We start from the raw sequence: 17,535 nt of genomic DNA on the forward strand, positions 1-17,535 counted from the left end.
CCGACTAAGAACGCCACGTCCTGTGGCGACGTCGGCACTAGGACATCCTGTCCGTCGGAGATCCAGCAGAGGAAGTCGTTCTTTGACTTCAACTGCTGGATTGAAGCGCTCGAGGGGCTAGGCGCTGGAGCTGGATTGAGAGAAAAGGAACGTCAACTAAAAGCCGCCACGTCCTGTGGCGAACATTGACGTCAGCACATCCTGTGCAAGTCCGACAAGCGGTGGCCGACTAAGAACGCCACGTCCTGTGGCGACGTCGGCACTAGGACATCCTGTCCGTCGGAGATCCAGCAGAGGAAGTCGTTCTTTGACTTCAACTGCTCGATTGAAGCGCTCGAGGGGCTAGGCGCTGGAGCTGGATTGAATAAAAAGCGGAAGCGCCTTGAGCGCCCGCAGGCACTATGCAGGCGATTGTCTGATTAGGTGCTTAAAAGCTGGAGATTACTAAGGTTAACAGAGGATCGCGCGTTCATAAAGCGAGACAAATGAGCAATTGCAAGGAAGGAGAGGCCGTTCCCATGTATGTGATGAAGCATAGCGGCTGGATCGAGTTAATCTGCGGCAGCATGTTTTCCGGGAAATCGGAGGAATTGATACGCCGAGTGAGGAGAACTCAATTTGCCAAGCAGAAAATCGCCGTTTTCAAACCGTTAATAGATAACCGTTACAGTGAAGAAGCAGTTGTGTCCCATAATGGCACATCCGTTATTGCAATACCAGTTGCCCGATCCACGGATATTTTCCAGCATATTAATGCTGAGATTGATGTAATTGCCATTGATGAGGCCCAGTTCTTTGATGCAGAGATCGTCCAGGTGGCCCAGCATTTGGCTAACAGCGGGCACCGAGTCATCCTTGCTGGCCTTGATCAGGATTTTCGTGGTGAACCATTTGGGCAAATGCCTGCAATGATGGCTGTTGCAGAACAAGTGACCAAGCTGCAGGCTGTATGCGCTGTTTGCGGTTCCCCTGCAAGCCGCACCCAGCGGCTCATCGATGGGAGGCCGGCCTCTTATGACGATCCCGTCATCCTTGTGGGCGCTTCTGAATCCTATGAACCGCGCTGCCGGCATCATCATGAAGTGCCAAAAGCACCAAAAGGCCTTGAAAAAATCGGCCAGAAAACAGATAGCATCTAAATTACGAAGCCAGTTCCTTTTGGGGCTGGCTTTTTATCGTGTTGGCAGCATATAAGTTTTAGTAAAGGAAATCTGTTTGGCTCAGGAAGCTGTTTTATCCAGGAATTTCTCAAGAGGTTGATTATTTAAAAAGGCAATTTATTTTTCAACCAGAGGCAATGGGTTGGTCCGTTGCAGGTTATTTTTCAAAAGGACCCGTCTATTTTTCAAAAATGGTATTATATTTTTTAATTCAGTGGATTTGTTAATCAAACTGCTCATTTTATTTTTCAAAGAACGGCATTTATTTTTCAACAGCAGGCAGTTGATTGACCCGGGGCAGGATATATTTCAAAATGAGCCATTTATTTTTGGTAAAAGGTACTTTATGTTTCAAAAAGGCGGATTTATTTACCGACCAGTCCGTTTTATTTTTCATCAGCGGGTAATGGGTTGGTCCATGGCAGGTTATTTTTCACCAGCAGGCGTTGGATTGATCCTGCCCAAGGTACTGTCCAATAAGGCCTGTAAATTTTCAAAAAGTGTTGCGTAATCTTGCTAGATTTGGTTTTGACGCTTGATTATGCCTATACTATAATTAGAATGTTATGGACGAAAATTTATAGGGTTCAAATGGAACGTTTTTAATATAAATAATATGAGGTGAATGACTTTGTTTGATCGTCTTCAAGCTGTTGAGGATCGTTATGAAAGGCTGAATGAGCTGCTGAGTGATCCTGAAATTGTTAATAATCCAAATAAGCTGCGTGAGTACTCCAAGGAGCAGTCTGATATTCAGGAGACAGTGCAGGCTTATCGGGAATATAAAGAAACGAAAGAGCAGTATCAAGAGGCAAAGGCTATGCTTGAGGAAAAGCTGGATGCCGAGATGAAGGAAATGGTGAAGGATGAAATTTCCGAGCTCAATGATAAAATTGAGGAGCTTGAAGAACGCCTGAGAATCCTATTGATTCCAAAGGACCCGAATGATGACAAAAACGTTATTATGGAAATCCGCGGTGCTGCGGGTGGAGATGAGGCTGCGCTGTTTGCCGGCGACTTGTATCGCATGTACAGCCGTTTTGCTGAATCGCAAGGCTGGAAAACGGAAGTAATCGAAGCCAGCTCGACTGGTGTCGGCGGCTTCAAAGAAATTATTTTTATGATTAATGGAAATGGTGCGTATTCTAAAATGAAGTTTGAGAATGGCGCACACCGTGTCCAGCGTGTTCCGGAAACAGAATCCGGCGGCCGGATCCATACGTCGACGGCCACAGTTGCCTGCCTTCCGGAAGCGGAAGATGTTGAAGTGGAGATTCATGACAAAGATATCCGTTTTGATGCATTTGCGTCCAGCGGAGCCGGCGGACAGAGCGTTAACACCACAATGTCAGCCGTTCGTCTAACACACATCCCTACTGGAATTGTGGTATCCTGCCAGGATGAAAAATCCCAGCATAAAAATAAAGATAAAGCGATGAAAGTGCTTCGTGCCCGTGTCTATGATAAATTTCAGCAGGAAGCGCAAGCAGAATATGATCAGGTACGTAAATCCGCAGTTGGGACTGGGGACCGTTCTGAACGGATCCGTACGTATAACTTCCCGCAAAACCGGGTGACTGACCACCGCATTGGCTTGACCATCCAAAAGCTTGACCAGATTCTGCAAGGGAAAATGGATGAGATCATCGAGGCACTGATTATGGAAGACCAATCCAGCAGACTTGAGAGTGCAACCAATGAGTAAGAAAATATATGAAGCCCTGAACTGGGCTTCTTCTTTTTTAAAAGAAAAACAGCGGGACGACAATGCAGGCGAGATACTCCTCCGCCATTTTACCGGACTGAGCCGTGCCAGCCTGTTTGCGGAAATGCGCGAAGAACTCGCTCCGGAAATATGGGCAGACTTTGAAAAGGCTGTACTTCAGCATGGGGAAGGGGTGCCTGTTCAGTACATTATCGGCTTTGAGGAATTTTACGGACGGAGCTTTGAAGTGAACAGTTCGGTTCTAATTCCCCGCCCGGAGACCGAGGAACTGATTGTCGGAACGCTCGAGCGCCTCGAGGCTCTGTTCCCTGGAGGAGAGGAACTGGAGCTTGCTGATATTGGAACCGGAAGCGGGGCGATATCCGTCACCTTAAAGCTGGAGAGGCCAGCGTTAAATGTGACCGCGACGGATCTTTCTGAAGCAGCCCTGGCGACGGCCAAAAAAAATGCCAGCTGGCTTGGCGCGGATATCACTTTTATACAGGGAGATCTGCTGCAGCCATTGATAGCAGGAGGAACGCGGTATGATGCCATCATTTCAAATCCTCCCTATATCCCGGTTGGCGACCAGTCCTGGATGTCTGAAGTGGTCACCGATCACGAGCCGCACTTAGCCCTGTTTGCTGGTGAGGACGGGCTGGATCTTTACAGACGGTTCATGGAAGAGCTGCCGCTGGTGCTGAAGGAGAAGGGTCTTGTTGCGTTTGAAATTGGCGCTGGGCAGGGAGCAGCAGTTTCCGCCATGCTAGAGGAGACCTTTTCTGAGGCACAGGTAGAAGTAGTCAACGATATCAACGGCAAGGACCGGATGGTTTTTGCGCTGATTGGTACTAAAAATGGATAGTATAGTGCCTGCCCCTGAATTGGATTCGGGGGTATTTTTTATCTTGAAAATAATTTGAAATTTACTAGTTTAAGAATCTAGCAATCTGTCCACACTGTGACTAGTGAAGGGATGGTGCTGGAAAATGAAAAAGAAAATGCTTGCTGAACTTTATCTTATTTTATTATGTCTGGCAACGATTTTAAGTTTATATATGCCCCAAAATGAAGCTACGGCTAAGGATCCAATGGTGATCCCAAGCGAGGCAATCAGGCTGAGGATTCTCGCGGACAGTGACTCGTCCAAGGATCAGGAAGTGAAACGGCTGGTCAGGGATGCAGTCAATGCAGAAATTACGAAATGGGTGGAAGATTTAACTTCCATGGAGGATGCACGGGCACTGATTCAGTCAAGACTGCCGGAGATTCAGAAAATTGCGGAAGAAGTCGTAGCCTCTCAAGGATCAGGTCAATCAGTTAAAACAGAGTTTGGAAAGGTAGAGTTCCCGACTAAGCTTTATGGACAGTTTCTTTATCCGGCAGGCGAGTATGAAGCGATTTTGATTACACTGGGAGAAGGCAAAGGCGCCAATTGGTGGTGCGTGCTGTATCCGCCATTGTGTTTCCTTGATTTCTCAAATGGCGAGGCAACGAGCGAAGGCTTCGAGGACGAGCAGGAAGGCAATGAGGGCAGAAAAATCGGCGGTGCAGAACAAAGCGAGGCGGGAAAAGCGGAAAACGTGGAAAAGATCCAGGATAAAAATGAAGCTTCAACTGAAACTAAACTAGCAGAAGAGAATCAGGTGAAAACTGAAACGCAGGAAGAAAAGGCGCCGTTATACGAGGCAAATGATGAAGAACCTGCGGAAGTTCGTTTCTTCCTGGTGGATATCTGGAATAAAATATTTAGTTAAACAAAAAACCAGCCACAGGAGGCTGGTTTTTCTATGGGGTGCACGCGCGGTGCTTTACTGCAATGACGGGTGCACTCTGTGTTCTATATTGAGAAGGTAGGAAAATACTACTTACAAGTTACTGGTAGATAATGGGTTTAGAGGAAAAAACACCGCCTTTTTTTCCACTATTTTTACAAACAAAGAACAGCAATGTTACAGTTTCTTTTCAAGTGTTTGAAGCTAGGCTAAAGCGGCTAATGTTAGAGTGTAACAACAAAACTTACTAGAATCAAGGAGATGAGAGATCATGGCAAACAGAAAAAACAATAATAATGATGATAAAATGTCACGTGAAGAGCGCGGCCGTATGGGCGGAGAAGCTACAGCAGAGAATCACGACAAAGAGTTTTTCCAGGAGATTGGCCGAAAAGGCGGCGAAGCTACAGCGGAAAATCATGACAAAGAATTCTATCAGGAAATTGGTAAAAAGGGCGGCGAAGCCACAGCTGAGAGCCATGATAAGGAATTCTACCAGGAGATTGGTAAAAAAGGTGGCAAGGCTACAGCTGAAAACCATGGAGAAGAATTCTACCAAGAGATTGGTAAAAAAGGCGGCGAAGCCACAGCTGAAAATCATGATAAGGAATTCTATCAGGAAATCGGCCGAAAAGGCGGCGAAGCCACTTCTGAAAAACATGGGGAGGAATTCTACGAGGAAATCGGAGAAAAAGGCGGCCGTTCCCGTAACAACAACGACAAATAATAGCAGATATATGAAAATGGAAGAAAAACAGCCCGCGGCCTGATGTGCCGCGGGCTTTCACATTTTATTTTAAATCTTCCAATGGGTTCTACTTCCCCTCCTTCTACATATGCATATAATAGAATCCGATTAATTGAGGTGGGGGAAGATGGAAAAAACAATCCGCAAGGCAGAAGCAAAGGATATGAAAAAACTGGAGTCGTTCCTATTAGAAGCAAATCTGAATGCAGAAGGGATACAGGATTCAATAGATTACTATTCCCTGCTGGAAACCAAGACCGGTGAATTGAAAGCGTGCGTTGGGATTGAACCGCAAGGAACTGTTGGGATGCTCCGATCTTTCGTTGTTTCCCAAGGGACCACTCAGTCCGAAATTGTTCTTTTGTTTGACCGGGTCATTTCAATAGCGGAAAACAAAAAATTGAAAGCTGTGTACCTGGTCACCAACAAGGAGAGTGCGGTGACGTTTTTTAGGGGATTTGGATTTCAGGCTGTGGATGATGTCCCGCCTGAGATTAGGGAAAATCATCATTTACATCAGGTTTTAAATGTGGATAACTCAATAATTATGGAGCTGCCCATGTAAAATGTGGATATGTCTACAAAGTTATCCACGTAATCCACTTTTTTATCCACAATTTGTGGGTAAAACTTGTCTTCACTAAATTCTTCTTTTATACTTTCATAGAAATTATTATTGAAATCCTTATAAAAGCAAGGATGAATGAACTAGTTTGGGGACAATTTTCCCAAAAATAGAAGGTGGACAAGTATGCAGACGAAAATGTGGAAGGTGGATAAAAATGTGGATAATTTAATCACATATCCACAAATCACCAAGGCAGCGGATTTGCTGAAGAGGAATGAAGTGGTCGCCCTGCCGACTGAAACCGTTTACGGATTAGGTGGAAATGCACAAAGCGATGAAGCGGTATCGAAAATCTTTTCAGCAAAGGGAAGGCCTGCTGATAATCCGCTGATCATTCATATAGCTCATGAACAACAGCTTGAAGATTTCATTAAAGATATTCCTGCAAAAGCGAAAACCTTAATGGAGAGATTCTGGCCAGGCCCGCTGACGCTCATTCTGGAAAAAAAAGAAGGGGTCCTGTCCGAACTGGCGACAGCCGGACTCTCGACTGTTGGTGTCAGAATGCCGGACCATCCAGTTGCCCTTGCTCTAATTGAGGCATCGGGGCTTCCGATTGCAGCCCCAAGTGCCAATTTGTCCGGCCGCCCGAGCCCTACGACTGCAGAGCACGTTCGATCTGACTTGGATGGACGGGTTTCCGGCATCCTGGACGGCGGGCCGACGGGAGTAGGAGTGGAGTCTACGGTAGTGGATTGCACGGAGGAGTTTCCGGTCATCCTTAGGCCAGGCGGAATTACCGAAGAGCAGCTCCAGGAAGCAATCGGGCAAATCAGGACAGACCCGGCTCTTTCAGACCCCCAAAAAGCACCTAAGGCACCAGGAATGAAATACCGGCATTATGCCCCGAATGCTCCGCTTTTCCTTGTGGATGGAAGTGTTGAGCAGATCCAGAGCCTGATCGGTGGAAAACAAGCAGAAGGCAAAAAGGTAGGCGTTTTGACAACAGTGGAAAATGAAGCGCGCTACCAGGCGGATGTGATCATTTCCTGTGGCCGGCGCGATGCACTGGCAACAGTGGCGGAAGCTCTCTATGATACGTTAAGAGCGTTTAATGAAAGCAGCGTCGATATCATTTTTGGGGAGGTCTTCCCGGAGAGCGGAGTAGGCACGGCCATCATGAACAGGCTCTCAAAGGCTTCAGGTTCACCCATTATCATGATGAAATAAGCCTGGTTAAAAATGCTTCTAAACCCTGGGGGACATGCATATGCTGAATTAGCAAGTCCAAGGAAGTCCAGGGGGGCTAAAATTATGGAAGCATTGCTCGGGGGAATCCTAACCCTCATGTTAATGGCCTTTGCGCTGGGTATGGATGCTTTTTCTGTCGGTCTCGGCATGGGAATGTTCAGGCTCTCAAAAAGGCAAATCCTGAAAATCGGTGTAACTATTGGCATTTTCCATGTTTGGATGCCGCTCGCAGGCATGATTGCCGGGCGGTTTTTATCTGAACAATTTGGAACTGTAGCAGGATATATTGGCGGCCTCCTGCTGATTATGCTGGGTGTCCAGATGATCTGGTCCGGTTTTAAAGATGATGAATCAAGCCTGGTGAAGCCGATGGGCAAGGGGCTGTTGCTTTTTGCTTTGAGTGTAAGCCTTGACAGCTTTTCGGTGGGCCTTACCCTTGGGATATATGGAGCAAAGACATTGCTGGTGCTTGTCTGCTTCGGTTTCGCTGCAACCGTTCTGACCTGGTGCGGCCTGCTCCTGGGACGTCGCGTCCAAGGGTGGATCGGGCCATACAGCGAAGCGCTGGGAGGGAGCATCCTGCTGGCCTTTGGTTTAAAGCTGCTGCTATAGTGGAGTAGGGACGCCGGAATGTGGTGTCTTTTTTTAATGATTTTAAAAAGCAGGTATAATAGGGTAAACGATTATGAGGAGGCAGACGGATGAAACGGGTTTTATTTGTATGCACCGGAAATACATGCCGCAGCCCGATGGCCGAGGCAATCCTGAAAAGCAAGAACCTTCCTGGCGTGGAAGTTCGGTCAGCTGGTGTATATGCAGTCAATGGCAGTGATGCTTCTCTGAATGCAAAAAAGGTGCTGGAGGAAAACGATATAGCAATGAACCATAAATCAACGCTGCTGTCAGGACAGGAAGTGGACTGGGCAGATCTGGTGCTGACCATGACCGCTGGCCATAAAGGGGCAGTGATCAGCCACTTTCCGCAGGTGGAGTCCAAAACCTTTACCCTGAAGGAATTTGCAGGTGGAGATGGATTTGCGGACATCGGCGACCCGTTTGGAGGCAGCCTAGAAATGTACCGGGCGGCATACGGCGAAATCAAGGATGCGATTGAAGGAATTCTCTATAAAATAGATTCCTGACCTGCAGAGATGCCATGGAAACCTAAAAGAAGACCGCCGCAAAATTCCGCACCTGATGGCAGGCTGCAGGAAGGAGGGCGGTTTTATTTGTTTCCGTTTTCTTTGCCGGAATGACCACAGTTTTCTTTCTATTTTTACATGACTGTGAGAAAATAAGGGGAGAATTTAGAGCTCGGCCAACCGGGTATTCATACAGGAGGAATTGAAAATGAGAGTAGCAATTGCTTCGGATCACGGCGGCATCAATATCCGTGAAGAGATTAAAAGTTTGATGGACGAAATGGGCATTCAGTATGAGGATTTCGGCTGTGATTGTGAAACATCCGTTGATTATCCAGATTATGCACTGCCTGTTGCGGAAAAAGTGGCAAACGGCGAGTTTGACAGGGGCATCCTAATCTGCGGGACTGGCATTGGCATGAGCATCAGCGCCAATAAAGTCAAAGGCATCCGCTGTGCCCTCGTCCATGATGTGTACAGCGCTAAATTGACCCGTCAGCATAATGACAGCAATATGATTGCCATGGGAGAACGGGTAATCGGGCCAGGCCTTGCCAGGGAGATTGCCGGCACTTGGCTTGCAACGGAATTTGAAGGCGGACGCCACGCAAACCGGATCGGAAAGATTGCTCAGTACGAAAATAAATAAGCTGCTAAGGATACTTGGATCATGCAAACGTCATCCTGCAGGACCTGAAGTTAGGAGGATCTGATGATGACCCAAAAATGGGAAGAAGAATTCAGCCTTATCCTTTCAGAATTCAAGGAACAGGTTGAGCTCACTCACCGGCATGTGCTGGTGATCGGCTGCAGTACAAGTGAAATTTCGGGAAAAAGAATCGGCACTTCCGGAACCGAAGAAGCGGCTGCCATGATTTTTCGCCAGCTTCGAAAGCTTCGGGAAGAAACAGGGGTTCAGCTTGCCTTTCAGTGCTGCGAGCACCTGAACAGGGCGCTGGTCGTTGAAAGGGAGCTTGCTGAAAGCCGGCAGCTTGAAGAAGTGACGGTCATCCCGGTCCGTACAGCCGGGGGCGCCATGGCGAGCTATGCCTATGCCAATCTGGACAGCCCTGCTGTAGTCGAGTTCATCAAGGGTGATGCGGGCATCGACATTGGCAGCACTCTCATTGGCATGCACCTCAAGCATGTTGCTGTTCCGCTGCGAGTCACGCAAAAGACGATTGGAGAGGCCTATGTCACGCTTGCGACCACCCGGCCAAAGCTGATCGGCGGGGCCAGGGCGGTCTATGAGCCTACAAAAGAAAATCAGTCCTGTTAAAAAGCTCTATTCCGGGGCTTTTTTTCTTTTGGTGGAAAGCATTTTTGCACTTAAAAAAAGATAAAAAGATTTCCAGATTTAAGCTCAACTTCCAGGTTAAAAGCAATCTTTTTAATAAATGATAAAAGCAACCGCTTCCATTTAATCTCTTTGGTTTCAGGTCTTTCTTTTCACAAAAAGTTCATATACAATAAAAAAGAATTTTCAAACGAAGTCGTGGCAATACATAATTTTCGGCACCAGACAAATAAGAGGGGGATAATAGAATGAAGCATCTTTCACAGCAAGATAGCCAGGTTTTTGAGGCAATCCAAAAGGAATTGAAACGCCAGCGGACAAAAATCGAGTTGATCGCCTCTGAAAACTTTGTAAGTGAAGCGGTTATGGAAGCACAGGGATCAGTACTGACCAATAAGTATGCAGAGGGTTATCCAAACAAGCGTTATTATGGCGGATGCGAATACGTCGATATCGTTGAAGACATCGCCCGCGATCGTGCAAAGGAAATCTTTGGCGCTGAGCACGTCAATGTTCAGCCGCATTCTGGTGCCCAGGCTAATATGGCTGTGTATTTTACGATTCTTGAACAGGGTGATACCGTTCTTGGGATGAACCTGTCCCATGGCGGCCATTTAACACACGGAAGCCCAGTCAACTTCAGTGGTGTCCAGTACAATTTCGTGGAATACGGAGTGGATGAAACCAGCCACCGCATCAATTACGAAGATGTGCGCCAAAAGGCGCTTGAGCATAAGCCGAAGCTGATTGTTGCCGGTGCAAGTGCATATCCTCGCGAAATCGATTTTAAAAAGTTCCGTGAAATTGCTGATGAAGTCGGTGCTTACCTGATGGTGGACATGGCTCACATTGCCGGACTGGTAGCTGCGGGGCTTCACCCGAATCCAGTACCTTATGCAGACTTTGTCACTACGACAACGCATAAAACACTTCGCGGTCCGCGCGGCGGCATGATCCTTTGCCGTGAGGAATTCGGCAAGAAAATCGATAAGTCCATTTTCCCTGGAATTCAGGGCGGACCACTGATGCACGTGATTTCTGCAAAAGCTGTTGCTTTTGGAGAAGCGCTTCAGGACAGCTTCAAAGAGTATGCTGCCAATATCATCGCCAATGCCAAGCGCATGGCAGAAGGCCTGCAAAAAGAAGGAATTACCCTTGTTTCAGGCGGAACGGACAATCATCTTCTGCTGATTGACACACGCTCTTTGGACCTGACAGGTAAAGTGGCTGAGAAGGTTCTTGATGATATCGGAATTACAGTCAATAAAAATACGATCCCTTATGATCCAGCAAGCCCATTTGTTACGAGCGGCATCCGCATCGGTACAGCAGCTGTGACGAGCCGTGGCTTTGGTGCCGAGGAAATGGACGAAATTGCCTCCATTATTGCTTTCACATTGAAAAACCATGAAGATGAAGCGAAGCTGGAAGAAGCAAAGCAGCGAGTGGAAGCTTTAACAGCGAGATTCGAGCTTTACCCAGAACTGTAAAACACGACAAAGTATGGCGGTCTCTTTTGGGAGACCGCCATTTTTATGAAAAAAAGCCATAGGTTGCTCTTGATGTCGTTTTTCTGTAAAATTAGACGAAGTGTAAACCGATGTTTTAGGTACATAAATTTAAAAATTCCACCCTTTAAAAGGAGAGATTCACATGGCAAAGGTATTTGTATTCGATCACCCTTTAATTCAGCATAAATTGACGTATATCCGTGATAAAAACACAGGCACAAAGGAATTCCGCGAGCTTGTCGATGAGGTAGCTACCTTGATGGCATTCGAAATTACCCGCGACATGCCGTTAGAGGATTTTGAGGTTGAAACTCCTGTACAGAAGACAACATCCAAGGTTCTTTCCGGGAAAAAAATCGGCCTTGTTCCGATTTTGCGCGCGGGGATCGGCATGGTTGACGGCATCCTAAAATTGATTCCTGCTGCAAAGGTAGGGCATATCGGCCTTTACCGCGATCCTGAGACGCTAATGCCTGTTGAATATTATGCAAAGCTCCCAAGTGATGTCGAGGAGCGCGATTTTATCGTCGTGGACCCGATGCTTGCAACCGGCGGTTCTGCGGTTGAAGCGATCAATTCCCTGAAAAAACGCGGTGCGAAGCAGATTAAATTCATGTGCCTGATTGCCGCTCCTGAAGGAGTAGAAGTATTGCAGAAGGCTCATCCGGAAGTTGATATTTATATTGCGGCCCTTGACGAGAAGCTGAACGATCACGGCTATATCGTGCCGGGTCTTGGAGATGCAGGCGACCGTCTGTTTGGAACGAAGTAAACTTTAGGCAGCAAAAGAAAGACATTCGCCATTAATGAGATAGGGGTGCTTTTTCTTGAACTCCAGAATCAAAGTGATGACCGTTTTCGGGACGAGGCCAGAGGCAATCAAAATGGCTCCGCTTGTTCTTGAATTGCAAAAGCAGGAGGAACATTTTGAATCGATCGTAACGGTGACTGCGCAGCATCGGCAAATGCTTGACCAGGTACTCGATATCTTTGGGATTGTCCCGGATTATGACCTCAATATCATGAAGGACCGCCAGACTCTTGTCGGTGTTACCACAAGAGCCCTCGAAGGCCTCGACGGGGTCATGAAGGAGGTAAAGCCTGATATCGTCCTTGTCCATGGCGATACAACAACAACTTTTGTGGCCGGGCTGGCCGCCTTTTACAATCAGATTCCGGTAGGGCATGTGGAAGCAGGGCTTCGGACGTGGGACAAGTACTCGCCGTTCCCTGAGGAAATGAATCGCCAGCTGACGGGGGTTATAGCGGACCTTCATTTTTCGCCGACATCTAAATCCGCAGACAATCTTCTTCGTGAAAATAAAAGTGAAGAAACCATTTTCATTACGGGAAACACAGCCATCGATGCATTGAAAACTACGGTTAAGGAGTCTTATTCCCACGAAGTTCTGGATATGCTGGGAAATGACCGGTTGATCCTGCTAACGGCCCATCGCCGGGAAAACCTTGGTGAACCTATGCGGAATATGTTCCGGGCCATCAAGAGGATTGTCAATGAACAGCCAGACGTACAGGTTGTCTATCCAGTTCATCTTAATCCCGTTGTGCGTGAGATTGCGGATGATGTCTTGGGGGATGACCCGCAAATTCACCTGATCGAGCCGCTTGATGTGATTGATTTCCATAACTTTGCTTCCCGTGCCCATTTGATTCTCACTGATTCAGGCGGTGTTCAGGAGGAAGCCCCTTCACTGGGCGTGCCAGTCCTTGTCCTGCGCGATACAACAGAACGTCCTGAAGGGATTGAAGCAGGCACTTTGAAGCTTGCGGGGAATGAGGAGCAGCCGATTTACGAGATGGCCACGGAGCTTTTGACAGACAGGGCCTCCTACGAAAAAATGGCAAAGGCAGTCAATCCTTATGGAGACGGGCTTGCTTCCGAACGAATTGCTTCCGCCATCCTGTATTATTTTAAACAAAACGATAAAAGACCGGAAGCTTACCGACCGGAATAAACATCAGGGCACCTCGTTATGGGGTGCCTTTTCTGTATGCGCTGCATAGTTTTCTGTTTATGGATTACTCTAAGCAAAAAAGGGGTGCCATGATGCGGAAAATAATCGGTATTGGAGCGTTGCTGTCCCTATTGGTGCTGACAGCTTCCGGGCCGGCAAAGCTGAACCACCCTCCCATTCCGGGGGAAAACAGCACAGAGCGGACGGTGGCCATCGTCCTGACAGAGGAGCCGCAAAGCGCTTCGGAAATCCGGACAGTTTTGGCGAAGTATCCGGATGTAAAGCTTCGAAGGATCTTTAAGCATGCATTGACTGGGTATTCCGTCGAAGGTCCTCTCAATAAAGTGTTAGGGATGAGGCAGATTGACATAAAGCTGGTGTCGCCGGTTCAGACCTACAGAGCTGCCGGGGAGGAAAATATGGATTTGATCGGCGGCGAGGAGGTACGGAGCATCTTCGACAGCAAAGGGAGGCGGCTGACAGGAAAGGGAATCCGGATCGGGGTCATTGATACAGGAATCGACTATGAACATCCCGACCTTCATCGAAGCTATGCAGGCGGGCGTGACCTTGTGGATGGAGATCAGGACCCAATGGAAACAAAAGGGGCGGGTGGGACGTTGCATGGCACGCATGTTGCGGGGATTATTGCGGCCAATGGCCGGATAACCGGGCTTGCTCCAGATGCCAGGATCATTGCCTATCGGGCGCTCGGCCCGGGCGGAATGGGGACCACGGAGCAGGTTCTTGCCGCCATTGACGAGGCTATTGAGGACAAAGTGGATGTCCTCAACCTGTCTCTTGGCAATGATATAAATGGCCCTGACCTGCCGATTTCCCTTGCACTCAACAAAGCGGTTGAAAAAGGGATCACAGCTGTAACATCTTCAGGGAATTCCGGCCCGGGGAGGTGGAGTGTCGGGTCGCCGGGCACTGCATCAAAGGCAATTTCCGTAGGGGCATCGACTCCTCCCCTTTCCATTCCCTATCTAGTTGCTTCAGGAAGTCCGGATAAAATCAGGCTGGAACTCCTCCAGGGTTCCAAGGAGTGGAAGATGGACAGGAATCTGCAATTGGCTGATGCAGGGATTGGACGCCAAAAAGATTTCCGTCATGCCGAAGGAAAAGTGGTGCTGATCCAAAGAGGGAAGCTCACTTTTACACAAAAGGCTAAAAATGCCTATCAAGCCGGTGCCCGGGGAGTAATCATCTACAATAATACGAAAGGCCGCTTTTCAGGAAATTTGGAAGGGGGTCTGGAAATCCCAGTTGCCTCTATTACAAAAGAGGAAGGGGAGAGGCTGAAAAAGGTTATTGAACAAGAAACAGTCACAGGAAGAATCGAGCCGAAGGAAGAAAAAGATTTTCTTGCCGACTTCAGTTCGCGCGGCCCCGTAACAACAACCTGGGAGATCAAGCCCGATGTCCTGGCTCCGGGGGTTGCTATCAAAAGCACCATTCCCGGAGGATATCTGGCACTACAGGGGACAAGTATGGCGGCCCCCCATGTTGCTGCGGCCTGTGCTTTAGTCAAGCAGGCGCATCCAGACTGGGAGCCTGCCCAAATCAAAGCCGCTCTTATGAATACCGCTTTGCAGATAAAAGACCGGGATGGCCGGGAGTACCGTACCTTTGAACAGGGAGCTGGAAGAATTCAGTCGGAAAAAGCCGCAGCCGCTGAAACCCTCGTGGTTCCGGGCTCTCTGCAATTTGGAAGGTTCCGGTTTTCGGAGCGAATGCCCAGGCATAAAGCTACTATTGAAATTCAAAATCATGGGAGCACAGTAAAAAGGTACTCTTTTTCCACTCCTAAAAGAGAGGATGGCCTGGACTGGGAGCTTCCGCTTGCTTTTGAACTAGGGCCCGGGGAAAGAAGGAAAGTGTCCATAGGCATGACAGTTGACCCAAAGGCTTTTGGACAGAAGATCTACGATGGATTTCTGGAGGTCAATGCCGGGGGGGGACCCATCAGGATTCCTTATCTATATGTAATGGAGGAGCCGGACTACCCGCGGGTGATGGGCTTTGCCTTTGCTCCTGCTGATAAGCCGGGAACATACAGGTATGAAGTATACCTGCCGGGAGGTGCCGATGAATTTGGCATCGCATTGTTTGATCCCGAACAGTTAAGATTTATTGGTTATCTTGACTGGGGAAGGAATCTGAAGAGGGGACTCAGGCAGAAGGAAATCAGTCAGGACAGACTCCCGGGGGAAGGCGGCTATCTTGCGAAGGTTTTTGTCAAGAAAGCCGGCAGGGAGGACAAGCTGGAAACCTTTATCTATATAGCTCCATCGAAAGAGGAATAAACTGCAGGGGAGAGCGGACCTCCCCTGCACTTTTCGGTATACCTGCCCTTGTAAAAACAGCGGAAGGAATAGATTAAGAGTCTATTGATTAAGGAGGGTATTTTTATTGAAAAGTATGTGAACTTTTTCGCTAAAAGGAATTGACATTGACAAGAGCCTATTGTATGCTTACAAAGGGTATAAATGATAAGGTTTTCACTGGAGAAAAGCAAGTTTTTTTTGAATGATCACCTTATTTTTTCTGTGTATTATGCAGGCTCAGGCTGTTCCATTCTTCAGGATGGGAGATGCTGTACATGCGTCAAAATAACCGTCACCCTTTTCAGGCGATGGCATTAATGTCGGCGATCGTTTCCCAACTGGCCGGATCGGTTCTGGTCGGGATATTTTTGGGCAGGTGGCTGGACCGGGTGAGCGGTGCGGGGCCACTTTTCTTAATATTCGGATTGCTGGCCGGACTGGCTGCAGGCATCTACGCAATGCTGCGCCTTGTCCAACATTTCTTTTCAGGAGAATAGATCATCCATGCCAGACATACAGGTTATTTTTACACGCCAGCGGAAATACATATTTTTTTTGTTGTCAATCTATGTTCTCGGGTGGGGATTCACGGAATACAAGACTGTGTTTGCGGGATTGATTCTTGGGACAGGCATCAGCCTGTACAACATGTGGCTCCTTGCTAGAAGGACGAAAAAGTTTGGCGACGCGGTTGTCCATGGGACAAAGGTCAGGTCGCTCGGGTTCCTTTCGCGGCTGGCAGCAGCAGTGCTGGCCATCATGATTGCGATGGAATATCCGGGACATGTGCACTTGATCAGCGTAGTTTTGGGACTAATGACATCCTATTTTGTCATTATGATAGATTTTATTATCCAGTCTTTGCATTTACGTCGATAGCGGGGAAGAGAGGTGAATACTGGTGCATCATGAAGCTCCTATATACACATTTTTAGGGCTCGATTTCAACCTGGCGAACGTATTAATGATTACGGTAGCCAGCGCAATTGTTTTTCTTATTGCCGTTCTTTCCACTCGCAAACTTGCGATGAATCCAACCGGCATCCAGAACTTTATGGAATGGATAATGGATTTCATTAAAGGAATCATCAACAGCACAATGGATTGGAAAGATGGCGGAAGGTTCCACGTGCTCGGAATAACATTGATTATGTATGTCTTTGTTTCCAATATGCTTGGACTTCCATTCTCTATCGTCATCGACAATGAACTGTGGTGGAAATCACCGACAGCAGATCCGGTCGTGACACTGACATTGGCGACAATGGTCGTGGCGCTTTCCCATTATTATGGAGTAAAGCTGAAAGGGACAGCCGCATACGGCAAGGAATTCTTCAAGCCGTTCTGGTTCATGTTTCCGATCAAAATCATTGAAGAGTTCGCAAATACGCTAACTCTCGGTCTCCGTCTTTACGGAAACATCTATGCAGGCGAAATCCTGCTAAGTTTATTGGCTGCAAGTCTTGCAACCGGAGTGGGCGGACATTTGGCCGCAATCGTTCCGATGCTTGCATGGCAAGGGTTTTCCATCTTTGTCGGAGCCATCCAGGCGTTTATTTTCACAATGTTAACAATGGTTTATCTTGCCCATAAAGTAAGCAATGACCATTAATATATTACCTGTTCATTTATGAACAAAACAATAAATCATTTTTTTATCCAATAAGGAGGAACTATCTAATGGGTCTTTTAGCAGCAGCAATCGCAATTGGTTTAGCAGCACTGGGTGCTGGTATCGGTAACGGTCTTATCGTATCTCGTACAGTTGAAGGGATTGCCCGTCAGCCAGAAGCACAAGGTCAGCTTCAAACTACAATGTTCATCGGGGTTGCCTTGGTTGAAGCGATTCCTATCATCGCGGTTGTTATCGCGTTCATGGTTATTGGTGGCTAATAACTGAAGTTCGTTTAATAAATGGCGAAGATCATTCCAAGCGAACCTTCGCCATTCATTTATGTCCTAACAAATTCATTCGTTCAATATAAACATAGCTTTATCCGGAATGCCGGAATAAAGCAGCGCCGACTGAGGGCTCAATCATTGCCCGGACGGAGGCGGAGGCAGGACCATGA

20 protein-coding genes are annotated in these 17,535 nt (G+C 47.6%); all 20 read left to right on the forward strand.

Translation table 11 applies throughout. The annotated features are described in order from the left end of the window. Positions 1-189 (forward strand): hypothetical protein (locus EV146_RS27730; RefSeq protein ID WP_206751982.1); only part of this gene is annotated, 189 nt, incomplete at its 5' end. A gap of 329 nt (positions 190-518) precedes the next feature. Then, entirely contained in the window at positions 519-1,139 is a 621-nt protein-coding gene (locus EV146_RS15820; RefSeq protein WP_132008028.1) for a thymidine kinase, read from the forward strand. Between the two features lie 652 nt (positions 1,140-1,791). Further along, positions 1,792-2,865: a peptide chain release factor 1 gene (prfA, locus tag EV146_RS15825; protein ID WP_132008031.1), complete on the forward strand. Its 1,074-nt coding sequence runs from the start codon at positions 1,792-1,794 to the stop codon at positions 2,863-2,865. Further along, positions 2,858-3,730: a peptide chain release factor N(5)-glutamine methyltransferase gene (gene prmC, locus EV146_RS15830; protein ID WP_132008034.1), complete on the forward strand. Its 873-nt coding sequence runs from the start codon at positions 2,858-2,860 to the stop codon at positions 3,728-3,730. The genes prfA and prmC overlap by 8 nt, the downstream gene beginning before the upstream one ends. Positions 3,731-3,854: 124 nt before the next feature. Continuing rightward, positions 3,855-4,622, forward strand: coding sequence for a stage II sporulation protein R (gene spoIIR / locus EV146_RS15835; RefSeq protein ID WP_132008037.1), 768 nt, complete (start codon positions 3,855-3,857; stop codon positions 4,620-4,622). A gap of 289 nt (positions 4,623-4,911) precedes the next feature. Then, positions 4,912-5,367 carry a KGG domain-containing protein gene (locus EV146_RS15840; protein WP_132008040.1) on the forward strand — a complete coding sequence of 152 codons (456 nt, stop codon included), beginning with the start codon at positions 4,912-4,914 and terminating at the stop codon, positions 5,365-5,367. Between the two features lie 148 nt (positions 5,368-5,515). Next, positions 5,516-5,953: a GNAT family N-acetyltransferase gene (locus tag EV146_RS15845; protein WP_132008043.1), complete on the forward strand. Its 438-nt coding sequence runs from the start codon at positions 5,516-5,518 to the stop codon at positions 5,951-5,953. Between the two features lie 186 nt (positions 5,954-6,139). Continuing rightward, positions 6,140-7,186, forward strand: a complete 1,047-nt coding sequence (locus tag EV146_RS15850) for an L-threonylcarbamoyladenylate synthase (RefSeq protein WP_132008046.1) — start codon at positions 6,140-6,142, stop codon at positions 7,184-7,186. A gap of 84 nt (positions 7,187-7,270) precedes the next feature. Next, on the forward strand, positions 7,271-7,819 hold the full coding sequence (locus EV146_RS15855) for a manganese efflux pump MntP (RefSeq protein ID WP_132008049.1): 549 nt from the start codon (positions 7,271-7,273) through the stop codon (positions 7,817-7,819). An 89-nt stretch (positions 7,820-7,908) separates the two neighbouring features. Further along, a complete protein-coding gene (locus tag EV146_RS15860; RefSeq protein WP_132008052.1) occupies positions 7,909-8,349 on the forward strand; it encodes a low molecular weight protein arginine phosphatase in 441 nt (146 codons plus the stop codon). 208 nt (positions 8,350-8,557) lie between these two features. Then, positions 8,558-8,998, forward strand: a complete 441-nt coding sequence (rpiB, locus tag EV146_RS15865) for a ribose 5-phosphate isomerase B (RefSeq protein WP_121610543.1) — start codon at positions 8,558-8,560, stop codon at positions 8,996-8,998. 63 nt (positions 8,999-9,061) lie between these two features. Further along, positions 9,062-9,628: a TIGR01440 family protein gene (locus tag EV146_RS15870; protein WP_181215904.1), complete on the forward strand. Its 567-nt coding sequence runs from the start codon at positions 9,062-9,064 to the stop codon at positions 9,626-9,628. Between the two features lie 266 nt (positions 9,629-9,894). Continuing rightward, the gene (gene glyA / locus EV146_RS15875; protein ID WP_132008055.1) at positions 9,895-11,136 is read left to right on the forward strand and encodes a serine hydroxymethyltransferase; all 1,242 of its coding nucleotides are present in this window, start codon (positions 9,895-9,897) and stop codon (positions 11,134-11,136) included. A 163-nt stretch (positions 11,137-11,299) separates the two neighbouring features. Further along, on the forward strand, positions 11,300-11,929 hold the full coding sequence (upp, locus tag EV146_RS15880; protein ID WP_121610546.1) for a uracil phosphoribosyltransferase: 630 nt from the start codon (positions 11,300-11,302) through the stop codon (positions 11,927-11,929). Positions 11,930-11,984: 55 nt separating this feature from the next. Further along, complete coding sequence (wecB, locus tag EV146_RS15885) at positions 11,985-13,133, forward strand: non-hydrolyzing UDP-N-acetylglucosamine 2-epimerase (RefSeq protein ID WP_132008058.1); 1,149 nt, start codon at positions 11,985-11,987, stop codon at positions 13,131-13,133. Between the two features lie 92 nt (positions 13,134-13,225). Then, the gene (locus tag EV146_RS15890) at positions 13,226-15,442 is read left to right on the forward strand and encodes a S8 family serine peptidase (RefSeq protein WP_132008502.1); all 2,217 of its coding nucleotides are present in this window, start codon (positions 13,226-13,228) and stop codon (positions 15,440-15,442) included. Between the two features lie 296 nt (positions 15,443-15,738). After that, entirely contained in the window at positions 15,739-15,960 is a 222-nt protein-coding gene (locus EV146_RS15895; RefSeq protein ID WP_132008061.1) for an AtpZ/AtpI family protein, read from the forward strand. 7 nt (positions 15,961-15,967) lie between these two features. Next, positions 15,968-16,342 carry an ATP synthase subunit I gene (locus tag EV146_RS15900; RefSeq protein ID WP_132008064.1) on the forward strand — a complete coding sequence of 125 codons (375 nt, stop codon included), beginning with the start codon at positions 15,968-15,970 and terminating at the stop codon, positions 16,340-16,342. Between the two features lie 22 nt (positions 16,343-16,364). Further along, positions 16,365-17,075, forward strand: a complete 711-nt coding sequence (gene atpB / locus EV146_RS15905; protein ID WP_132008067.1) for a F0F1 ATP synthase subunit A — start codon at positions 16,365-16,367, stop codon at positions 17,073-17,075. A gap of 68 nt (positions 17,076-17,143) precedes the next feature. Then, entirely contained in the window at positions 17,144-17,356 is a 213-nt protein-coding gene (gene atpE, locus EV146_RS15910) for a F0F1 ATP synthase subunit C (RefSeq protein ID WP_121610552.1), read from the forward strand. The last annotated feature ends 179 nt before the right edge of the window (positions 17,357-17,535 follow it).

The organism is Mesobacillus foraminis (assembly GCF_004340465.1).
Lineage (GTDB): Bacteria > Bacillota > Bacilli > Bacillales > Cytobacillaceae > Mesobacillus_B > Mesobacillus_B foraminis.

Bases quoted from the DNA above. Each gene is read 5' to 3' on its own strand.
- spoIIR (WP_132008037.1), top strand. From the start codon at position 3,855: ATGAAAAAGAAAATGCTTGCTGAACTTTATCTTATTTTATTATGTCTG.
- prmC (WP_132008034.1), top strand. From the start codon at position 2,858: ATGAGTAAGAAAATATATGAAGCCCTGAACTGGGCTTCTTCTTTTTTA.
- atpE (WP_121610552.1), top strand. From the start codon at position 17,144: ATGGGTCTTTTAGCAGCAGCAATCGCAATTGGTTTAGCAGCACTGGGT.
- EV146_RS15845 (WP_132008043.1), top strand. From the start codon at position 5,516: ATGGAAAAAACAATCCGCAAGGCAGAAGCAAAGGATATGAAAAAACTG.
- EV146_RS15900 (WP_132008064.1), top strand. From the start codon at position 15,968: ATGCCAGACATACAGGTTATTTTTACACGCCAGCGGAAATACATATTT.
- EV146_RS15850 (WP_132008046.1), top strand. From the start codon at position 6,140: ATGCAGACGAAAATGTGGAAGGTGGATAAAAATGTGGATAATTTAATC.
- upp (WP_121610546.1), top strand. From the start codon at position 11,300: ATGGCAAAGGTATTTGTATTCGATCACCCTTTAATTCAGCATAAATTG.
- glyA (WP_132008055.1), top strand. From the start codon at position 9,895: ATGAAGCATCTTTCACAGCAAGATAGCCAGGTTTTTGAGGCAATCCAA.
- EV146_RS15890 (WP_132008502.1), top strand. From the start codon at position 13,226: ATGCGGAAAATAATCGGTATTGGAGCGTTGCTGTCCCTATTGGTGCTG.
- EV146_RS15855 (WP_132008049.1), top strand. From the start codon at position 7,271: ATGGAAGCATTGCTCGGGGGAATCCTAACCCTCATGTTAATGGCCTTT.
- EV146_RS15895 (WP_132008061.1), top strand. From the start codon at position 15,739: ATGCGTCAAAATAACCGTCACCCTTTTCAGGCGATGGCATTAATGTCG.
- EV146_RS15820 (WP_132008028.1), top strand. From the start codon at position 519: ATGTATGTGATGAAGCATAGCGGCTGGATCGAGTTAATCTGCGGCAGC.
- EV146_RS15870 (WP_181215904.1), top strand. From the start codon at position 9,062: ATGATGACCCAAAAATGGGAAGAAGAATTCAGCCTTATCCTTTCAGAA.
- EV146_RS15840 (WP_132008040.1), top strand. From the start codon at position 4,912: ATGGCAAACAGAAAAAACAATAATAATGATGATAAAATGTCACGTGAA.
- rpiB (WP_121610543.1), top strand. From the start codon at position 8,558: ATGAGAGTAGCAATTGCTTCGGATCACGGCGGCATCAATATCCGTGAA.
- EV146_RS15860 (WP_132008052.1), top strand. From the start codon at position 7,909: ATGAAACGGGTTTTATTTGTATGCACCGGAAATACATGCCGCAGCCCG.